The 17,821-nt window shown below is 50.8% G+C and carries 19 protein-coding genes; 7 read left to right on the top strand and 12 right to left on the bottom strand.

From position 1 onward, the window contains the following. Positions 1 to 26: 26 nt before the first annotated feature. Positions 27 to 1,001 carry an ankyrin repeat domain-containing protein gene (locus ACO6UX_RS01775; RefSeq protein WP_422444301.1) on the top strand — a complete coding sequence of 325 codons (975 nt, stop codon included), beginning with the start codon at positions 27 to 29 and terminating at the stop codon, positions 999 to 1,001. A 70-nt stretch (positions 1,002 to 1,071) separates the two neighbouring features. Here the strand turns inward: ACO6UX_RS01775 and ACO6UX_RS01770 are convergent, their stop codons facing one another. Further along, positions 1,072 to 3,321 carry a WD40 repeat domain-containing protein gene (locus tag ACO6UX_RS01770; RefSeq protein ID WP_422444299.1) on the bottom strand — a complete coding sequence of 750 codons (2,250 nt, stop codon included), beginning with the start codon at positions 3,319 to 3,321 and terminating at the stop codon, positions 1,072 to 1,074. 223 nt (positions 3,322 to 3,544) lie between these two features. Then, entirely contained in the window at positions 3,545 to 5,722 is a 2,178-nt protein-coding gene (gene uvrD / locus ACO6UX_RS01765) for a DNA helicase II (RefSeq protein WP_422444297.1), read from the bottom strand. A 227-nt stretch (positions 5,723 to 5,949) separates the two neighbouring features. Between uvrD and ACO6UX_RS01760 the strand changes: the two genes are divergently transcribed. Further along, positions 5,950 to 6,126, top strand: coding sequence for a hypothetical protein (locus ACO6UX_RS01760; RefSeq protein WP_163372284.1), 177 nt, complete (start codon positions 5,950 to 5,952; stop codon positions 6,124 to 6,126). A 290-nt stretch (positions 6,127 to 6,416) separates the two neighbouring features. Further along, positions 6,417 to 7,358 (top strand): zinc ABC transporter substrate-binding protein ZnuA, encoded by a 942-nt coding sequence (znuA, locus tag ACO6UX_RS01755; RefSeq protein ID WP_422444295.1) that lies wholly within the window; start codon positions 6,417 to 6,419, stop codon positions 7,356 to 7,358. Here the strand turns inward: znuA and ACO6UX_RS01750 are convergent. After that, complete coding sequence (locus ACO6UX_RS01750) at positions 7,351 to 7,635, bottom strand: Lar family restriction alleviation protein (protein ID WP_163372288.1); 285 nt, start codon at positions 7,633 to 7,635, stop codon at positions 7,351 to 7,353. The two genes, znuA and ACO6UX_RS01750, sit on opposite strands and share 8 nt — an antisense overlap. A gap of 110 nt (positions 7,636 to 7,745) precedes the next feature. Next, positions 7,746 to 8,600, bottom strand: coding sequence for a formyltetrahydrofolate deformylase (gene purU, locus ACO6UX_RS01745; protein ID WP_422444292.1), 855 nt, complete (start codon positions 8,598 to 8,600; stop codon positions 7,746 to 7,748). A gap of 161 nt (positions 8,601 to 8,761) precedes the next feature. On the opposite strand from purU, the gene ACO6UX_RS01740 reads away from it, so the two are divergent. Together ACO6UX_RS01740 and ACO6UX_RS01735 are read left to right on the top strand one after the other, a co-directional pair. Then, the gene (locus ACO6UX_RS01740; RefSeq protein ID WP_422444290.1) at positions 8,762 to 9,115 is read left to right on the top strand and encodes a peptide deformylase; all 354 of its coding nucleotides are present in this window, start codon (positions 8,762 to 8,764) and stop codon (positions 9,113 to 9,115) included. After that, entirely contained in the window at positions 9,049 to 9,219 is a 171-nt protein-coding gene (locus tag ACO6UX_RS01735) for a hypothetical protein (RefSeq protein WP_422444288.1), read from the top strand. The genes ACO6UX_RS01740 and ACO6UX_RS01735 overlap by 67 nt, the downstream gene beginning before the upstream one ends. A gap of 65 nt (positions 9,220 to 9,284) precedes the next feature. Here ACO6UX_RS01735 and ACO6UX_RS01730 read toward each other — a convergent pair whose 3' ends face one another. The 7 genes from ACO6UX_RS01730 to ACO6UX_RS01700 all read right to left on the bottom strand — a co-directional run bounded on the left by ACO6UX_RS01730 (position 9,285) and on the right by ACO6UX_RS01700 (position 14,568). Next, a complete protein-coding gene (locus ACO6UX_RS01730; RefSeq protein ID WP_422444286.1) occupies positions 9,285 to 9,629 on the bottom strand; it encodes a hypothetical protein in 345 nt (114 codons plus the stop codon). Positions 9,630 to 9,683: 54 nt separating this feature from the next. Continuing rightward, a complete protein-coding gene (locus ACO6UX_RS01725; RefSeq protein WP_422444284.1) occupies positions 9,684 to 10,265 on the bottom strand; it encodes a hypothetical protein in 582 nt (193 codons plus the stop codon). Beyond that, positions 10,240 to 10,854, bottom strand: coding sequence for an NUDIX domain-containing protein (locus tag ACO6UX_RS01720; protein ID WP_422444282.1), 615 nt, complete (start codon positions 10,852 to 10,854; stop codon positions 10,240 to 10,242). The genes ACO6UX_RS01725 and ACO6UX_RS01720 overlap by 26 nt, the downstream gene beginning before the upstream one ends. Next, on the bottom strand, positions 10,851 to 11,426 hold the full coding sequence (locus ACO6UX_RS01715) for an adenylyltransferase/cytidyltransferase family protein (RefSeq protein ID WP_422444280.1): 576 nt from the start codon (positions 11,424 to 11,426) through the stop codon (positions 10,851 to 10,853). Before ACO6UX_RS01715 ends, ACO6UX_RS01720 begins: the two co-directional genes overlap by 4 nt. Positions 11,427 to 11,790: 364 nt before the next feature. Beyond that, complete coding sequence (locus ACO6UX_RS01710) at positions 11,791 to 12,666, bottom strand: endonuclease/exonuclease/phosphatase family protein (protein WP_422444278.1); 876 nt, start codon at positions 12,664 to 12,666, stop codon at positions 11,791 to 11,793. A 336-nt stretch (positions 12,667 to 13,002) separates the two neighbouring features. Continuing rightward, positions 13,003 to 13,788, bottom strand: coding sequence for a thiol:disulfide interchange protein DsbA/DsbL (locus ACO6UX_RS01705; protein ID WP_422444276.1), 786 nt, complete (start codon positions 13,786 to 13,788; stop codon positions 13,003 to 13,005). A gap of 174 nt (positions 13,789 to 13,962) precedes the next feature. Continuing rightward, a complete protein-coding gene (locus tag ACO6UX_RS01700) occupies positions 13,963 to 14,568 on the bottom strand; it encodes a c-type cytochrome (protein ID WP_422444274.1) in 606 nt (201 codons plus the stop codon). Between the two features lie 513 nt (positions 14,569 to 15,081). Here ACO6UX_RS01700 and yihA point away from each other — a divergent pair. Continuing rightward, positions 15,082 to 15,741: a ribosome biogenesis GTP-binding protein YihA/YsxC gene (yihA, locus tag ACO6UX_RS01695; protein WP_422444272.1), complete on the top strand. Its 660-nt coding sequence runs from the start codon at positions 15,082 to 15,084 to the stop codon at positions 15,739 to 15,741. 23 nt (positions 15,742 to 15,764) lie between these two features. On the opposite strand, the gene radC is transcribed toward yihA, so the two are convergent. After that, positions 15,765 to 16,412: a RadC family protein gene (radC, locus tag ACO6UX_RS01690; protein ID WP_276508144.1), complete on the bottom strand. Its 648-nt coding sequence runs from the start codon at positions 16,410 to 16,412 to the stop codon at positions 15,765 to 15,767. 154 nt (positions 16,413 to 16,566) lie between these two features. Here radC and coaBC point away from each other — a divergent pair, with 154 nt between their 5' ends. Beyond that, entirely contained in the window at positions 16,567 to 17,817 is a 1,251-nt protein-coding gene (gene coaBC / locus ACO6UX_RS01685; protein ID WP_422444269.1) for a bifunctional phosphopantothenoylcysteine decarboxylase/phosphopantothenate--cysteine ligase CoaBC, read from the top strand. The last annotated feature ends 4 nt before the right edge of the window (positions 17,818 to 17,821 follow it).

The raw sequence follows: 17,821 nt of genomic DNA, 5'->3' as shown, positions 1-17,821 counted from the left end.
TAATAGTCATGAATACAGGTGCAAACATGGATAGTGTCAGGGTTAATACTAGCGATCAGTTGTTTAAATGCAGTATCTGTCAGGAGCAGGATGGCGGCGCCACAAACGAATTTGCTGGCCGGTTGCAAGTCAAGGCATCGTGTCAGTACGGATGCCAGCTTCACCTTGGTTGTATTCCCCTGACTGATCAGCAGCAACTCAAACTGGGCCAACGCCGCTGTTCCGAATGTCAGACACTTCCCGTGCTGCCATTGCTTTGCGAATCCAAATTGCTAGAGGAGTACGCCTGCCGCTCCGGAAATTGGCAAGCACTGGCACTGATTCTGAAGATTAAAGCCGATCATGGTGCCAGCATACCTGTGGATAAACGTCTGTTGTTAATTACTTTGCAGGAAAAGAATAGCAAATGCCTGGAGCTTTTGTGTATGGCGGGCGCGAATGTCAACGCTACCTTAAGCGATGGATCCACCCTTTTACACATGGTCGCCTTTTGTGGTGACACCGATTCCCTCAAGGTGCTGCTCAAGACCCCGGGAGTGAATGTCAGTGCCCTCGAAGACGATGGTTTCACTCCTTTACACTGGGCTGCCACAAATGGTAATCCCTGTCACACTGATTGCCTGAAATTGCTGATTGCTCACCCCGGGGTGGATATCAATGCCAAGGATGTCTATGGTCTCACTCCTTTACACTGGGCCGCCGCAAAGGGTAACACCGATAGCCTGAAGTTGCTGCTCGACACCCCGGGGATAGATATCCACGTTACCTGTACATTTGGCCTCACTCCTCTGCACCACGCAGCCAATTGGGAAAGAGTCGATTGCGTGGAAGCGCTGCTCTTCAAGGGAGCGAATGTCAATGCCGTCGCTACTGCTACTGATCGCCCTGGCATCACACCACTGGACCTCGCCAAACACAGGAGCGACCCAGCGTGTGCAGAACGCCTGATTGCCAAAGGGGCAAAAACGTCGCTGGAGCTGAAAGTACTACAGCAGAAATAGGCAAGAAAAGAGCAGGAATGCCGTCTGATATGAGGAAGAAAAATCGGGCATGAAATAACCAGATGGGTTATCACTGCCCCGGGCTGGCAGGAACCTTCCAGAGTAATGCAGTACCGCCTTTTAAAAAGCCAGCAATGGGAAACATACCATCGTTACAGTAAATCAATAAATGATCGCCATCAGGGCTAAATTTGGCCGATTTAACGGGATGATCCAGTGTTATCTGCTCTTTTTTTGACCATTTGCCATCATCACCAATACCCCAGAGTTGCACAAGGCCATTTATCTGCTCTTTTTCTGTCCAACATTTGCGGTCGAGTTGCACAAGGCCAGCAATATCATCCCAGAGTTGCACAAGGCCTGGCTGGTGTTTGTCCTTCTGGTTCATTTTGTTGCCATAGGTTAGAAAATGGTTTTCCAATTCATTAAAACTAGCGCCCCCGATGAAGTCGGCATCAGAGTCCGTCACCGCCAGTTTCACCCACTGGCCATTATCGTTGCGCCCCAGGATACAAGCGGTGTCGTCCAGGCTAATGGTATAGGCAAGCCGCCCTGAACGGGAAAACCGAGCATCCATAATACTGTTGCGATGTTGAACCACCAATTGTTCCTGCCATTTGCCCTGGCTGTCGAGAGCCTGAATTTTTACCGTCCGGTCACGACTGCGGGTCAGCACACAGTCCTCCTGAGCGTTGAAGGCAGCATAGTCAATCCCCCCCTGATGATATATCCTCGTTTTCTCAGCCAGATCACCTTCCTCGTAATTCCCCCAAATACAGGCGTAATTTGTTTCATTGCCATAGCTCAGAAGAAGGTTCTCTGAGGGACTGAAGATAGCTTTGTGACTGCCACTGTGGTAAATGGTCTGGCCATTAACCAGCCGACGGTCAGCACTGTTGTAGTCCCAGAGTTTAAAGATGCCAATACCGGAGTTGGCCAATAATTTACGCCCGGAGGCGCTGAATTTGGCCTCTGCACAACTGTGAATTTTCGCTTTTACTACCCAGGGATTGTCGTTAGCGTCACCGTTGGCGTCATAACCAGAAATAATAAATGTATTGTCGGTATCACGGGTCAGCGCAAGGTGCCCAGAGGCGTTGAAGGCGGCTTCGCAAATAGGTTTGGCGCAAGGTTGGCAGTCTTCATTCATACTCCATTCAGGATGACAGATCTCCCCGATCTGTGACCAATTGCCATCGACATTACAACCCAGAAAGATGGCCTGGCCACTTTCGGTGAAGATCACGGCATGCTGCTCATCATGACTGAGTTGAGCACCGGCAATTTGCCTGTTGCACTCAATGACCTTTTGCTCCTCCAGGCAGTGAGTCTCATCACTACAGCCCCAAATGGTCGCTGTTGTACCCTGGTAAGTCAGTAAATAATGGTTCGTGGCCTCGAAAGGCACTTGATGTGTCACAGTTTGCTGACAGTGACTGATCTCTTTAGCCTGGGTTAGCGGGGTCCACCGACCGTTGCTATCCTCGCGCAATACGTTGATTTTGCCGGTCTGTGGATCGTAGGACATTATTTTGTCCTGCAAGGGGCTGAAGTCTGCCTTAACCCTCGGACACTTTTCATCAGTGGTGGTGTGTTCAAGCACCACCGCCTCCTGCCAACGGCCATCGCTGTTCAGCGTACTCATCAAGATATTGCCATCATAGCTGATGCTCAGGAGTGTATTTTCCGACTGGTTAAGCTGGTAACGAAAGATTGCATCAGAACTCTTGACCTGCCCTTTTGGCAACCAGTTGCCATCCGCGCCCTGTCGCCAGATGCTCAGACTAAACTCGTTCTCATCATCGCGACCATTGATAATCAGGTTCTTACTCGTTGGGCTGAAGCTGACATCGCGAATATAACAACCGACGCCGGTCGCCAGTCGGAGTTCCAGATAATTGGCCTGGCATTGGATAATACGAGCCTTGATTGGGTCAATAGCTTTGGTGCCTGAAATGATGTCAGTTGATGATTCGGTGTCTGAGGTGTCAGTTGATGATTCGATATATGAGTCGTCAGTTGATGGTCTTCGTTGCGATGCATCGGCCAAACCAATGCCTGGCGACTGCGGCACCATGGAAACGTTCAGTCCGATAATTTCCAGCTTACGCTTACCGATAGCGGTGATGAACGTCAATTCGGGTGGTGAATCCAGCCTCAACCGTTCAAGCGATTTGAACTGGTCCGGTCCAGAAATTTCTGAGACCTGTTTGTTATAGGCAGCCACTGATTTATTCAGCGTTTTCAGGTCATTAAATAACTGCCGTTCATTGGTTTCTATTCTGCTTGCGGCTGCACTGCCTTGCGCAATTGGTTGCATGATAACTCCGGTCAAATTGACACAGGAATGGAATTTATACGGGCATGGTAGATTAGTATTCCAAGGTTGTTGGAATCATCATCTATTACCTGCCTGATCATTTATTCAGTTCCTGAGCATTAAGATCTGGCAATTTAACAAAAGTTCCTGCTCCGGGGTTTTACGAGGCTGCCTGCGTCGGCGGCGAAAACAGGCAAGAGGCAATGCACCATCAGCAATGCCCTTAGATTGGAGACAGGTTAGCGTAAGCCATCATCAACCATTTAGCGCCTTCAGAATCAAAATTGACCTGCACCCGGGCCTGGTTGCCATCACCTTCGTAATTAATCACGATTCCCTCACCAAACACGTTGTGATGGACGCGCTGGCCCAGTGACAGACCGTGGTCAGGGGATGCCGGTGCCATGCGAGTCGCTACCGGTCGGGTAATGGTGCCACCAAGGCGCACTTCCTGGAGCAGTTCGCCGGGGATCTCCCGAATAAAACGGGAAGGGCGGTTCATGGTTTCACTGCCGTACAGGCGTCGGCTTTCGGCATAGGTCAGATACAGGGTTTTCATGGCTCGGGTAATACCCACATAACAAAGTCGACGCTCTTCCTCAAGGTTGCCTTCATCCAACGACATTTTATGGGGGAATAACCCCTCCTCCATACCGGCCAGAAAGACCAGCGGGAACTCCAGCCCCTTGGCAGAGTGAAGCGTCATCATCTGCACGCTGTCCTGGAACTGATCGGCCTGACTGGTGCCCGCTTCCAGTGCGGCATTGGCCAGAAAGGCATCCAGGGGCGTCATGGTTTCGATTTCTTCGCCCTGCTCGTCATCAAGGAACAGTTCGTCCATATCAAACTGACGACAGGCATTCACCAGTTCCTCCAGGTTTTCCACCCGGGCCTGACCTTTCTCGCCCTTCTCTTTGCTGTGGTGGTCAATCAGGCCGCTCATGGTGACCACATGGTCGGACAGCTCACCCAGATCCAGTGTTTCACCGGCATGGCTCAGGGACTCGATCAGTTCCACAAAAGCGGCCATGGATTTACCCGCCTTACCGCCAACCGCCGAGGCTGCCACCAGGTTTTTCAGCGCCTGCCACAGTGAAATACCCTGACTCCGGGCCGCCTCTCTGAGCTTTTCTACGGTTTTCTCACCGATACCCCGGGTGGGAATATTGATCACCCGCTCCAGAGAGGTGTCGTCATCCGGCGAGCGGACAAGCCGGAGATAGGCCAGAGCGTTTTTGATCTCTGCCCGTTCAAAGAAGCGCTGCCCACCGTAGATTCGATAGGGTATCGCAGCCCGGAGCATCGCCTCTTCAAGAATACGGGACTGCGCATTGGACCGGTAAAGGATGGCAATATCGCTGCGGGCCGTGCCTTTGGTGATGGCATCTTTAATCCGGTCAGTAATAAATCGGGCTTCGTCCATCTCGTTAAAGCCAGCGTACAGGTGCACTGGCTCGCCTTTATCACCATCGGTACGAAGCTCTTTTCCCAGACGATCCGGGTTATTGGCAATAACGGCATTGGCGGCCTGCAGGATATTGCCGGTAGAGCGGTAATTCTGTTCCAGTTTGATGGTCTGGGCATTGGGGAAGTCATGGGTGAACTGACGTATATTCTCAATTCTGGCACCCCGCCAGCCATAAATGGACTGGTCATCATCACCCACCACCATCAGCTTGTCCTGGTCTCCCGCCAGTAATCGCAGCCAGGCATACTGCACGGCGTTGGTATCCTGAAACTCATCCACCAGAATGTATCGGAAACGTTCACGGTAATGCTGGAGAATATCGGCCCGCTTCAGCAGCAGTTCGTGTGCCCGCAGCAGCAGCTCCCCGAAGTCCACCACTCCCATCTGTTCGCAGTACTCATGGTAGCGTCGATAAACATCAACCATGGTGCGTTCGAATGGGTCGTAACCGGGATCGATGTAATCGGGACGAAGCCCTTCATCTTTTTTGCTGTTGATAAACCACTGGGCCTGACGTGGCGGCCACTTCTGTTCATCCAGCTGCATGGCTTTCATGATCCGCTTGAGCACGCGCAGCTGATCGTCACTGTCCAGAATCTGAAAGTTTTCGGGCAGCCCTGTTTCCTTCCAGTGTGCCCTGAGCAGACGGTGGGAAAGACCATGAAACGTACCCACCCACATTCCCCTGGGGGCGATGCCCAGCAGTTCCTCAATACGTGAGCGCATCTCTGCCGCGGCCTTGTTGGTGAAGGTTACCGCCATCACCGAATAAGGGGACATGGCTTCAGCCTGCACCAGCCAGGCGATCCGGTGGACAAGTACACGGGTTTTACCACTACCGGCACCGGCCAGAACCAGCATAGAGCTGACGGGAGCTGCAACAGCACTGCGCTGTGCATCATTCAGTGAATCAAGTATTGAGGTTACGTCCATAAGAATCTTTCAGTCAGAAGTCGATGCCCCCTGGTGATGGGGAGAGTATTTTTCAGAACAGTGAGAGTTTAGCGAAACTGCGCCATGAGGTCTTGTAATGGTTGATTTGTGCGATTTATCGCACATTTTTATACGACATGAGTAGTTGTCGTATGATCATTAATTTAATATTTTGGTAATCGTAATCAGGCATCATTTAATAACAAATACAAGAAGAGGATGCTGTTATGGGAAAAGGTAAAAAAGCCGAGAAAGAGTTCATTCTGGATGAGCACCTGATCCGTCCTGAACTTGAGCAGAAAGGTTCCAAGCGTTCCCTGCAAATCCGCAGAGCACTTGAGGATCGGGAAGAAGACAAACGGCTCAGCGCCATCTTTGGGGAAGATTACTGGGAAGGCATCTAACCACTTCAAAAACTGCGAACCTTTGCTTACTCCTCGGTGAGGGTTCGTATTCAAAAATATGCTACCCTGCCATAGATTTAATGAACGTTAGTACCATAATATCCCCGCCGGATTGTTCATTTGATTTCCTGCTTGCCACTTTCACTCACTATTCCTTTTTATGTTTCTGTAAGTATTACTACGGTTCAGAAAAAGCTAACTGAGATCTTGGTTCTGAACTATGAATGTAGGGATCCTTTTTTAGATTGAAGTGTTATATTATAACGCTTTCCAAAAGAAGCGGTTTTCGTATGCAGTTTGTCCCCATTAAACAGTTGCTGATATCAGTGTTGCTAATGACTGCCAGCTTTTGTGCGCGTGCAGAATCACCAAAAGTTCTGGCCAGCATCAAGCCATTGCAGCTGATTGCCCAGGCGGTGACGGAGGGGGTGACTCATACTGAGGTATTGTTGCCTCCGGGAAGTTCGCCCCATAGCCATAGCCTCAAGCCCTCTGATGCCCGCAAGTTAAGAAATGCGGATGTCATTTTCTGGGTAGGCCCTTCAATGGAGACTTTCCTGCCCAAAATGCTGGCCTCGGCAAAGGGGGTAAAAGCCGTATCTGCGATGGACATGCACGGTATTCGCCTGCGCAGCAGTGAAGAGCATGAGCACCATATTCACGAGCATGGAGAGCATCACGATCATGGTGACTATGACCCTCATATCTGGTTGAGCACCGATAACGCCAGGGTTATTGCCAGAGAGATGGCCCGGGTGTTGATGTCTGTGGACAAGGTTAACCAGTCTCGCTATCAGCGTAATCTTGCTCTGTTTCTGAACAGCATGGACCAGACGGACGTGCGCAACGGTCAAAAAGTGCAACAATCAGGCAGGCAGCCATTTTTCGTTTTTCATAATGCCTACGGTTATTTACAAGAGCAGTATGGTTTGGAAGTCGCCGGCTATTTCACCCTGAATCCTGAGCAGCAACCCGGGGCTCGGCATCTGGTAAGCCTGAAAGGGCAGTTGAACAAAGCGGGGTCAGCTTGCATTTTCCGGGAGCCACAGTTCCAGCCTGCTTATATTGAGCGGCTGACAGAAGGGCTTTCCGTCCAGGTTGGTGTGCTTGACCCACTAGCAGAAAATATTCAATCCGGACCTGAAAGCTATGCAACGTTTATCAACCAGCTTGTGGACAACATCACCAGTTGTATTCAGGGTACGGTGAAGAAGAGTGATAAACTCAGCTGATCAGGCTGATACCCATCAGGTTGCCAAGCAGCAGACTGATGATGATCGACGCTGGCAGCAGGGCTGCCAGCAATGTTACCCACATTTTCAGGTTTGCGTACTCCTGGCGAAGATTCCAGCGTTTTGCCACATATCTTTTATCTTCATCCATTTCTGTGGATAAACCACAGCCACTGCAGCTGACCTGCCACATTTTCACCCGTTGACTGCCTTTGCCGATAATCAGGTCGGCAAATATGGCTTTACCCCGGCAACAGGGGCAGGACTGTAGTTTCATGACTCTTCCCTGAGCGATATCTGCGTCATGGATTAGTTATACCCTGTGTATTCATAGCTTATGCACAGACTTTCACAGCTTATCCACAGGATGGTGGCAATCGTATAGCACTATCCTAAAATAATGGTCTTGCTGCCATCAACAATAACCCGGTCTTCGATGTGATATCTCAATCCCCGCGCCAGTACACTTTTCTCGACATCCTTTCCTAAACGCACCATATCTTCTGGCAGGTGGTGATGCCCAACCCGGATGACGTCCTGCTCGATGATCGGGCCCGCATCAAGGATTTCCGTCACGTAGTGGCAGGTGGCACCCACCAGCTTAACGCCTCGCTCGTAGGCCTGATGGTAGGGCTTGGCACCCACAAAGGAAGGCAGAAAGCTGTGATGGATATTAATGACACGGTCGGCATACTGCTCACACAGTTGCGGGGGCAAAATTTGCATATAGCGTGCAAGTACAATTGTATCAACACTGTACTGTTCCAGCAGTGATGTCATTGCCTCAAAGGCCGATGCCTTATCCCCTTTACCCACAGGTACATGGTGATAGGGAATACCGTGCCACTCCACATAGCTGCGCAAATCTTCATGATTGGAGATGACACAGGGTATTTCCATGTTCAGGTCGCCACTTCGCCAGCGGTAAAGCAGGTCAGACAGGCAGTGGGCCTCTTTGCTGGCCAGAAGGGCAACACGCTGGGGAACTCCTGAGTCATTGATGCGCCAGTCCAGACTGAGTTTTTCAGCAACAGGGGTGAAATGATGTTTAAATTCATCCAGAGAAAAAGGCAGACTGTCCGCTTTGATTTCGTTGCGCATGTAAAAGCGCCCGGTCACTGGATCAGAGTGATGATTGGCTTCAACAATCCAGCCGCCGTGTCTGGCGATAAAGTCACTGACGGTGGCTACGATGCCTGTAGCGTCCGGGCAGGAAACAAGTAAGCGATAAGTTCTGTTCATGGTGCTTAATAAACGTAAATTGAGCAGCAATTATAAGTAGAAGTCGCTATGAAATCATATTTTGCCTGATGCTGATCAGTGCTTCAGTGGAATTTTCACCGTTCTGCGGGTTCATTAAGTTACACTGATTGATCGTAACCAGATGTGGAGTGGTTCTTGTCATGATGCGTTTGCCTGATAGCCCGGATCTGGTCATCATGGGTGACCCCCTGCTTTTTCAGCAACATCAACAGGTGTGTGTTGATGATATATTGACCGATGATTTCCAGCACAATCTCCAGACTCTGCGTAACAGGCAAATTGAGGCAAACGGTATTGGTATTGCCGCGCCTCAGATTGGCTGGGGAGCAAGGGTATTGTGCATAGGCGTGACTGAAGAGACGAAATCACGTTATCCCGCCGTGCCCGATATTCCGCTTTCATTCTGGATGGGTTTGCCGCCAGAGTTATGCTGCATGAAATTGATCACCTGGACGGGATCTTGTTTCCGGAACGGATTGATGAAACAACGCTGATGGTGCCCAATATATCAATGGAAACCCAGAGCCGCTGGCCGGAAAACTGGCCAACCATCAATGCCCGAATGACTCCACCGGGGATGATTTCGGCGGAAAGATAGCCTGCTGACCAGGCATTAAGAATTCATATGAAAGCCATCTGACTCTGACGATCGCCGATTTTCAATTAAAAGATGCTGTCATCACCGTCTTCCAGAAGCTGCGTAGTATCCGCATTACTCCTGAGACTTTCACGATATCTGCGACGATGGAGCAGTTTTGCCTGAACGACATCCGGAAACTCAGTGAACTGGATGATCTGCTTATCAATTAATAGATCAATCACATCCTCAAGTACCCGGATAAAATCGGCATCGGAAGACACCATGATGCCGGAGCTGATTTCCGGATTATTGTGCAGAAAGAGCATCAGGCTTTCGTCGTCCATCCCGGCCTGTTGCCACTCATTGGACAGCGGTTTCTCTGAAACGGCACACACCTGATTGTTATCATCCCTGAGTACGTAGAGCATGTCCTTTTCTCTCGTTTTTGATTAATTGGTATCCGTTTTCCGGTGCCGCTGTACTTATTGAAGCGGCATGGCAGCCACCAGGTCAGCAATCAGTTTGCGGCTCACATCGTAGGCCGCTTCACCAGGTCGCCCTTCTCCCAGGCCATCTATGCTCCAAACCAGGTCTCCCGATGATAAATCATTAACTTTCAAACTCAGAGCTGTGGAAAAACGGTTCTGCTGGTCATAGTGCCATTCAAGAATTTCAGCAGATATGGAGTACTTGATGTGTTGACTGATGGCCCACACGCGCGCTTGCTCAACCTGGAAGACCTCGGAAAGGTAATCTGGAACCGAGAAAGTTTTAGGTAAGTGATAAATTGCAGGGTTTTTTATACCTTTCGAGGGCAGTTGGACCAACAACATACGTTCAAGCTGAATAAGATCCTCGTATGGCACTTTAGCGTGGCTGATAAAGGGTAATACGGTCCAATTATTATCCTTTGTGAGCTTTTCCTGCTTAAGCTCAGGGAACATCTTGCCGTTCGTCTGGCATCCAGCGAGCGTCACCGCAAAAAAGCTGACAATAAAGATAAAGGCATACCGTTGCCGGAGCCAGGTTGGGAAGACGTTATTTTTCATGTTGGCATAACTCATGGTGATGCAGCTTAAGCCATTGCAGTGCAATGACCGCTGGAGCATTGGCAATCCTTCCGTCTTCCACCATATCATAAGCTTCCTGGAAGGGAAGAACATGAACCTTGATATCCTCCCCTTCATCGGCAACACCAAAAATGCCGCCAGCAGCCGTGGCATCTACCAGACCACAGAACAGCTTGAGTTTTTCGTTACTGGCACCGGGGCTGACATAGAAATCCGAGACCGGCATTAACGAGGTAATCTGATAACCGGTTTCTTCCTCTACTTCGCGCAGGGCAACTTCTTCCAGGGTTTCGCCAGGCTCACTGATACCGGCAACCACCTCCAGCAACCAGGGGTCATCGTCGCTCAAAAAAGGCCCCATGCGGAATTGCTCCACCAGAACCACCTGGTCATGCACCGGATCAAACAATATAACGCCCACAGAGGGTGGCCTGACGGTGGCTTCACGGATCAGGGGACGGCTGATTCCCCCGTTAAAGAGCCGATGCGTAATCGTGTATTTAAAGAGCTTCAGAAAGCCTGAATAAACCTTTGCCTCTTCCTGAACCTGTACATCGCGGGCATCAAGACCTGAAAGCTTCATGGGTTCCCTGTCTGGTATAAGTTGTTATTGATAATAAACGCCTGAACAGAAGGTAGCAGCATATTCAACCCCTGCTGAAGATCATCGGCTATTTTTGCGGATTCAAGAATATTGCGGACATTACTGCTGCGGATGGCCACCCGTTCAGTGGCGGTAAAGATCGGCCACGTTTCCTCAATTTCCTGCGATTTATAAAATCGGTTCCAGGTTTCAGGCCTGGCATTATCCGGCCCTCTGATGAAGGACAGTGTGGCTTTATCCCGGTACTGACTGGTCAAGGCTGCCATCAGGTCATAGGTGTATACCGGCCTGCCGGGATTCTGTTCCAGCAGTTCTGCCTCCAGGTCACATACCTCCAGGGGGCAGCCAGCCTCTGCTTCATCAATAAAGCATTGCAGCATCTGCAGACGGAGGCCGAATGGCAGAGGGTTTTTGTCAAAAGCATGAAAGGCACTGGGAACCAGCAGGATGCAGTCATGGCAGGTGGCTGCCTGTTGTAACACATCCAGATGCCCAAGTGTTGGTGGGTCAAATGCTGAGCCAAAAACACCCAGCTTGATAGGGCTCATCATTGAGTCTCCGTGTTTGATGGTATCCGCGCTGACAAAAGCGTGGCCTCATTATATCGATTTTACAGGGTCTACCGAAGGCAACCAGACAGTGGGTTTATTCCGAAGCGGTTAAAGATTCATTACGTACCCGGTGCGGGTTTTTTACTGATAGGCAAATAATGTGTGTCAGGTAAGATGCACCTTCTGGAATGACTCCCCTTCACTGAAACAGTGATGGCTTTTTTTTCGAGGCCCGATATCTCCCTCCTTACTTCCCCCTTGATATCGGGCCTTTTTTATTTTTTCCTGCCTTGTGGTAGTCGACCAGCATTGTTCATATACCCTGCCAACAGAGCCTGAGAAGGTTCAGCCCTATTTCGATGAATCACACTTTGCTCAATACGGAGTCAGGCACCCGGATTTCCACAGATACCGGCAAATGGTCCGTGATAGGCATATCGATAACGCCAAATCGATTAACAATCAGGGATGGGCTGATCAGAATATGATCCAGAGAACGCTTGGGTTGCCAGCTGGGAAAGGTATTTTGCCCCCAGTGTGCCGCATGAAGGGAGGTATTTTTCAGCGGTGAGTCATTGAGTAATTGATCCGCGTGGGTGTTCATATCCCCCATCAGCACCACATGCTGATTGTGCTGCACAACATCACGGATATAGGAAAGCTGGATATTTCGGGTCCTTTTGCTCAGGGCCAGATGCATCATCACCACCGTAAGAGGCTCCTCAGGGTTGCCAAAGCGGGCGACAATGGCACCCCGGCCGGGAATCAGACCGGGCAGTTTATGGTCTTCCAGCGATAGAGGCTCAAACCGGCTAAGAAAGCCATTACTGTGTTGTGCCAGCTTGCCAAGGTTGCGGTTGATCTGGTGATACCAGTAAGGGAAGTGTCCTTTGAGAGCCAGATATTCAGTCTGGTTAATAAAGCTGCTGCGAATACTGCCACCGTCAGCTTCCTGCAAGGCAACAAGGTCAAAGTCAGGAAGAACACTGGCAATCCGGTCAAGGGTCGCCTGGCGTTTGGCGTGAGGCAGAATATGCTGCCAGCTGCGGGTCAGATAATGGCGGTATTGCTGAGTATTGATGCCCACCTGAATATTAAAGCTGAGCAGCTTGAGGGTCTTTTTGTTGAGCCGACGCGGGGGCCCGCCCGGTGCCGAGTGATGAATATGCCCGGAACGGTACTGACAACGCTGCCGGTGTAAACGTCGTCGAATGGCACCTGTGAGGGTTCGAATGGGCATAGTGCTTTACCGCCAGAAATGGACAAGGGAAACTGATAGACAGATATTACAGGCCTTTTATCCGACTTCCTGCAAAGAATGATCGATGATTTACCAAATGAAAGTGGTTAAAAGCCAAAATGTATGACATTTAACCACTGCTGCAATGTCTCTAGCACATGGTTTCTGAACAATCTCCGTTCACCCTGAGCGGAGTCGAAGGGTGCTTGGCACGATCTATCAGAGTCCGGAGTTTCCGCCTTTAGGCCCTATGGGTCCTTCGACAGGCTCAGGACGAACGGAGTGCGGAGGCACGACAACCCGTCAAACTCATTGAAACCATGCACTAGGAGCCTCCTAGCCTTTTCGATCCTGTTTAACTTTCCGGATCAGGTAGTCGGCAATCACCGGCATATTAGCCAGTGATCCAGCCAGCCCGGGCTCAACCACATAGCGCCCATCAATCACGATGGCGGGTACACCAGACAACCTGTAGCCTTTCAGTTTGGAGAAGGCTTTTTGCAGCTGATTATTAACACCGAAACCCTTGAACGCTTTATTAAACGCTTCAGGTTCAACACCAAACTCCCGATTCAGGAACTCGGCCATTTGTTCACTGTCCTTGAGCTGATTTCGGCGGTTCTGTATTTCACTGAAGATACCGGCATGAACCTGCTCTTCCAGTCCCAAATTGCGCACAGTATAGTAAAGCCGGGCGTGGGTCTGCCAAAGGTTAGGGCCGAAGAAACCGGGCGTTCGAATAAACTCAACATCGCCAGGCAAGGTCTGTTGCCACTGTTCAATCCTGGGCTCAAGTGCGTAACAGTGGGGGCATCCGTACCAGAATATGGAGACCACCTCCACTTTCTCCGGTATGGCGTCCGTGGTAACCGGATTGGATAAAACCCGATAGTGCTGGCCTGGCTGAAATAATTGCGGTGTACCGGATTGAGTGATGACTGACGCTGATGAGGTATCACCGGCTGCTGAGTGCGTGGTCGTGCTGGCCTGAGCTACCGGGGTATTTTGAGTAACGATCACTTCCTGACTGTGTTGGGTATCACTGAACAGATAACCCGCTGCGACCGTGGCGATGCCCAGGAATGCAGCGATACCTAATATACCCTTCGTTTTTTTTATCATACGAGAGTCCTCTATTTTTCATTGTTATTCAGGGATATGGCGCTTTATAGACGACACATTACGCCAGCATCTGACGAAAAGGAAGTCTGATCAAGCAGGCAGGTTTGTATGAGAGGAAAATGACAGAAGCCGGTAAAGCTCAGGCTTCTGTCATTAATCAGGGATAAAAAACGATCAACGAAGACCGCTGATGTAGTGAGAAACCGCTTCGATCTCTTTATTGCTCATCTTCTCGGCAATGGTTCTCATGATTTTGGTGTCACCATCGTTGGTTCGATCACCTTCACGAAGGTCACGCAGCTGCTTGGCGGTGTACTCTGCATTCTGGCCCGCCAGTAAGGGGAAGCCCGCCAGGAAGTTACCCTTACCCGTGGGAGAGTGACAGCTGGAGCAGGCCGGAATACCTTTCTTGGCATCCCCACCACGGTAAAGTGCTTGACCCAATGTGACATACTTGGTGTCAGTTGCTCCCTGAGGGGCTGGCTGACTGGCAAAGTAAGCCGCCAGGTCAGCAATATCCTGCGTGGTCAGAGCGCTGACGAAGGGCATCATCTCTGGCACAGAGCGTGTGCCGTCCTTGATTTCAGTGATCTGTTTGATCAGGTAACGCTCCCCCTGACCGGCGAGATTTGGCCAGTTTGGAGCAAGACTGATCCCTGTGGCACCATGGCAGGCGGCGCAGGTCGTTGCTTTGCTCTTGCCTGCTGCTGCATCGCCTTTGGCAAAGGCGATGCCCGTTATCCCCAAAGAAATTACCAGAGTGAGAATGACTTTTTTCATTACCTGACCCAGTTACGGCGTTTGCCTTAAATGGCTGTTATTATTCATCAGACCTGACAGCTTTTATTGTTTAGCGAAACAAGACCCATACAGAGATTCGCATCTGCTTTCTGTCTGTTTCAGCATCAGGTGACATGACGGCATGTACCTTGAACGACGATAGTATAAACTACTCAACCGGCGACCGGTACAGGCAGAGCGATATCGATCCGTTGGAAGTGATACCCGGGAGTCGGACAGGCTCCCGTTGCCCGTTTGCTGATCTCTTTTACGTGATTTATTGAGTCCCGTGCTTATTTATCACCGGCTTAAGTAGTTGGCCAAATGGAATCGTATATTTCTGGCTAAGTGGGCAGTTGCTATGCAAGGCGCAACGTAGGGAGCATAGCCGTAGCTATGTGACCGGAGTTGCAACGCCGCAGAGTGACTGACAACTTAGTCAGAAATATATGATTTCATTTGGTTAACTACTTATTGGCAATCAGCAAAGATTACTGGAATAGATGAAACCCCATGAGTGATACCAGATCTTCATTAAATTACCGCCAGGCCTCTTTTTACAAGAGCGCGGCCAGGCTGAGCCAGTGTCCGGAGAATGAAGGTCGTGAAGTGGCCTTTGCAGGTCGCTCTAATGCAGGAAAGTCCAGCGCCCTGAATGCGCTGACGGGTTCCAACAAACTGGCTCGTACCAGTAAGACGCCGGGAAGAACCCAGCTCATCAACTTCTTTGACGTGCAGGATGGTGTCTTTCTGGTGGATCTTCCGGGCTATGGTTATGCCAAAGTGCCTGAAGCCATGAAGCAGGAGTGGCAGCATCACATGACCGATTATCTGGAGCGTCGCGAGGCGCTGGTTGGCCTGGTGCTGTTGATGGATATTCGTCATCCGATGAAAGAGTTCGATCAGATGATGCTTAACTGGAGTGTAAGTGCAAACTTACCGCTGCACATACTGCTCACCAAGGCGGACAAACTGAAACAGGGGGCCGCCAAACAGGTTCTGAACAGCCTCAAAAAGGATCTGTCCCGATTCCCACAGGTGAGTGTTCAGTTATTCTCTTCCCTCAAGAAAACCGGTGTTGATCAGCTCTCTATGAAACTGGATGAGTGGTTTCTTGCACCTGAGCCCGATGACATTTATGACGGTGACGAGCACCTGGAGTCTGATGATTAGGTTTCACTGCTGAGCATGGAAAGCTAAACCAGCCCTCGTTCCGCCATGGATAGTATCTTTCCCTGTCCCACAATCATATGATCCAGCACCTGAATATCCACCAGTTGCAACGCCTCTTTCAACCGCTGGGTAATGCGAATGTCAGCCTGACTGGGCTCAGGATCGCCCGATGGGTGGTTGTGACAGAGAATCAGTGATGCCGCATTCAACGCCAGCGCCTGTTTCACCACCTCCCTGGGATGAACGGTGGCTGTGTTCAAGGTGCCCTGAAAGAGTGTTTCCAGCGTAATAACCCGGTGCCGGGTGTCCAGAAAAAGACAGGCAAACTGCTCTCGCTGAAGACCCTGGAAGTGCAGCTGCAGGTACTCCCGGGTTGACTCCGGGCTGGAGATAACATCGGAGTTGGCTACCTTTTCACGCAGTACCCTTCGGCAAAGCTCCAGGGTAGCGCTGAGCTGCGTAGCTTTGGCAGGCCCAAGGCCTTTAACGGACATAAGATGCTGATGGCGGGTGGTCAGCAGTTTTTCCAGGCCACCAAACTGTTCCAGCAGATGGCTGGCCAGTTCCATCACGTTCATACCCTGGCAACCCGTTCTTAACAGCAGTGCCAATAGCTCCGCTTCAGTGAGGGCTGAAGGGCCCATGGCCAGTATCTTTTCTCTTGGTAGCAAATGATGACTCCGGGCTTTTATGGTGGTTATACCGTCAGCTATTCACTGCTATGATGGAGCGGATTTATGGTGAGTAGCCCATGGCGTTCTGTGCGGTTCCTGACTACTCAGACAAAAAATTGCCGGTTTAATTCCCTGAGGAAATTTGCAAAAAATGCAACAGCTAAGTAACAAACGCATTGTTCTTGGTGTTACCGGTGGCATTGCTGCTTATAAGAGTGCAGAGCTGATTCGTCTGCTGACCAAACTGGGGGCTGATGTCCGTGTGGTCATGACCAGTGCCGCCTGTGAGTTTATTACCCCGTTAACCCTGCAGGCACTGTCTCACAACCCGGTGCATCTGGATCTGCTCGACACCGGGGCGGAAGCGGCCATGGGGCATATCGAACTGGCCCGCTGGGCGGATGTGGTTCTGATTGCCCCTGCCACGGCTGACTTTATTGCACGACTGGCCGGTGGCCATGCGGATGATCTGTTAACCACTTTGTGCCTGGCCACCAGTGCACCTATCTGCCTGGCACCGGCCATGAACCAGGGGATGTGGCGTGATAGTGTGACCCAGCGAAATTGCGAAGAGCTGCTGGAGCGGAATATCCATTTGTTTGGCCCGGGCGATGGCAGCCAGGCCTGTGGTGATATCGGCCCGGGCAGGATGCTAGACCCTGAGCTGATTGTGGAAAAAACATCGGGGCTGTTCAGCCATGATATTCTCACCGGGGTGAATATCATGATCACCGCTGGCGGCACCCGCGAAGATATTGATCCGGTTCGGTATATTTCCAACCACAGTTCCGGAAAAATGGGCTTTGCCATTGCCGAAGCGGCTGTTGCATCCGGGGCAACGGTTACCCTGATCAGTGGCCCGGTGAATCTGGACACACCGGATCGGGTCCGGCGGGTGGATGTGGTCAGTGCCAGGGATATGCATCAGGCGGTTCATGACCGGATAGCCGATGTGGATATCTTTATCGGTTGTGCTGCTGTCAGTGACTATCGCCCTGCCGAGGTTGCCCGGGAAAAGATCAAGAAAGACCCTGACAATGGCAGTGAAACCCTGGAGATTAAACTGGTACGGAACCCCGATATTATTGCTTCGGTCTCCGCTCTGGACACACCGCCCTTTGTGGTGGGTTTTGCCGCAGAGACGCACAATGTACTGGGCTACGCTGCGGATAAGCTGCGCCGCAAGAAGATGAATCTGGTGGTGGCCAATGATGTGGGTGACCGGGAGATTGGCTTCAGCAGCGACAGCAATGAAGTCACTGTCATCGGCGAAGCGCTGGAAGAGCCATTACCAAGAGCATCGAAAAAAGTGGTGTCCCGCAAGCTGCTGCAAATTGTTGCCCGCCGTTTCAGAAAGTGGAAAAGCCAACAGCCCAAAACTGAGACAGTTGAACAGCCTTGAAAGG

Source organism: Endozoicomonas sp. ALB091, assembly GCF_049310265.1.
Lineage (GTDB): Bacteria > Pseudomonadota > Gammaproteobacteria > Pseudomonadales > Endozoicomonadaceae > Endozoicomonas.
The sequence above is the reverse complement of the archived record's forward strand: the minus strand, read 5'-3'. Positions and strand labels throughout refer to the sequence as shown.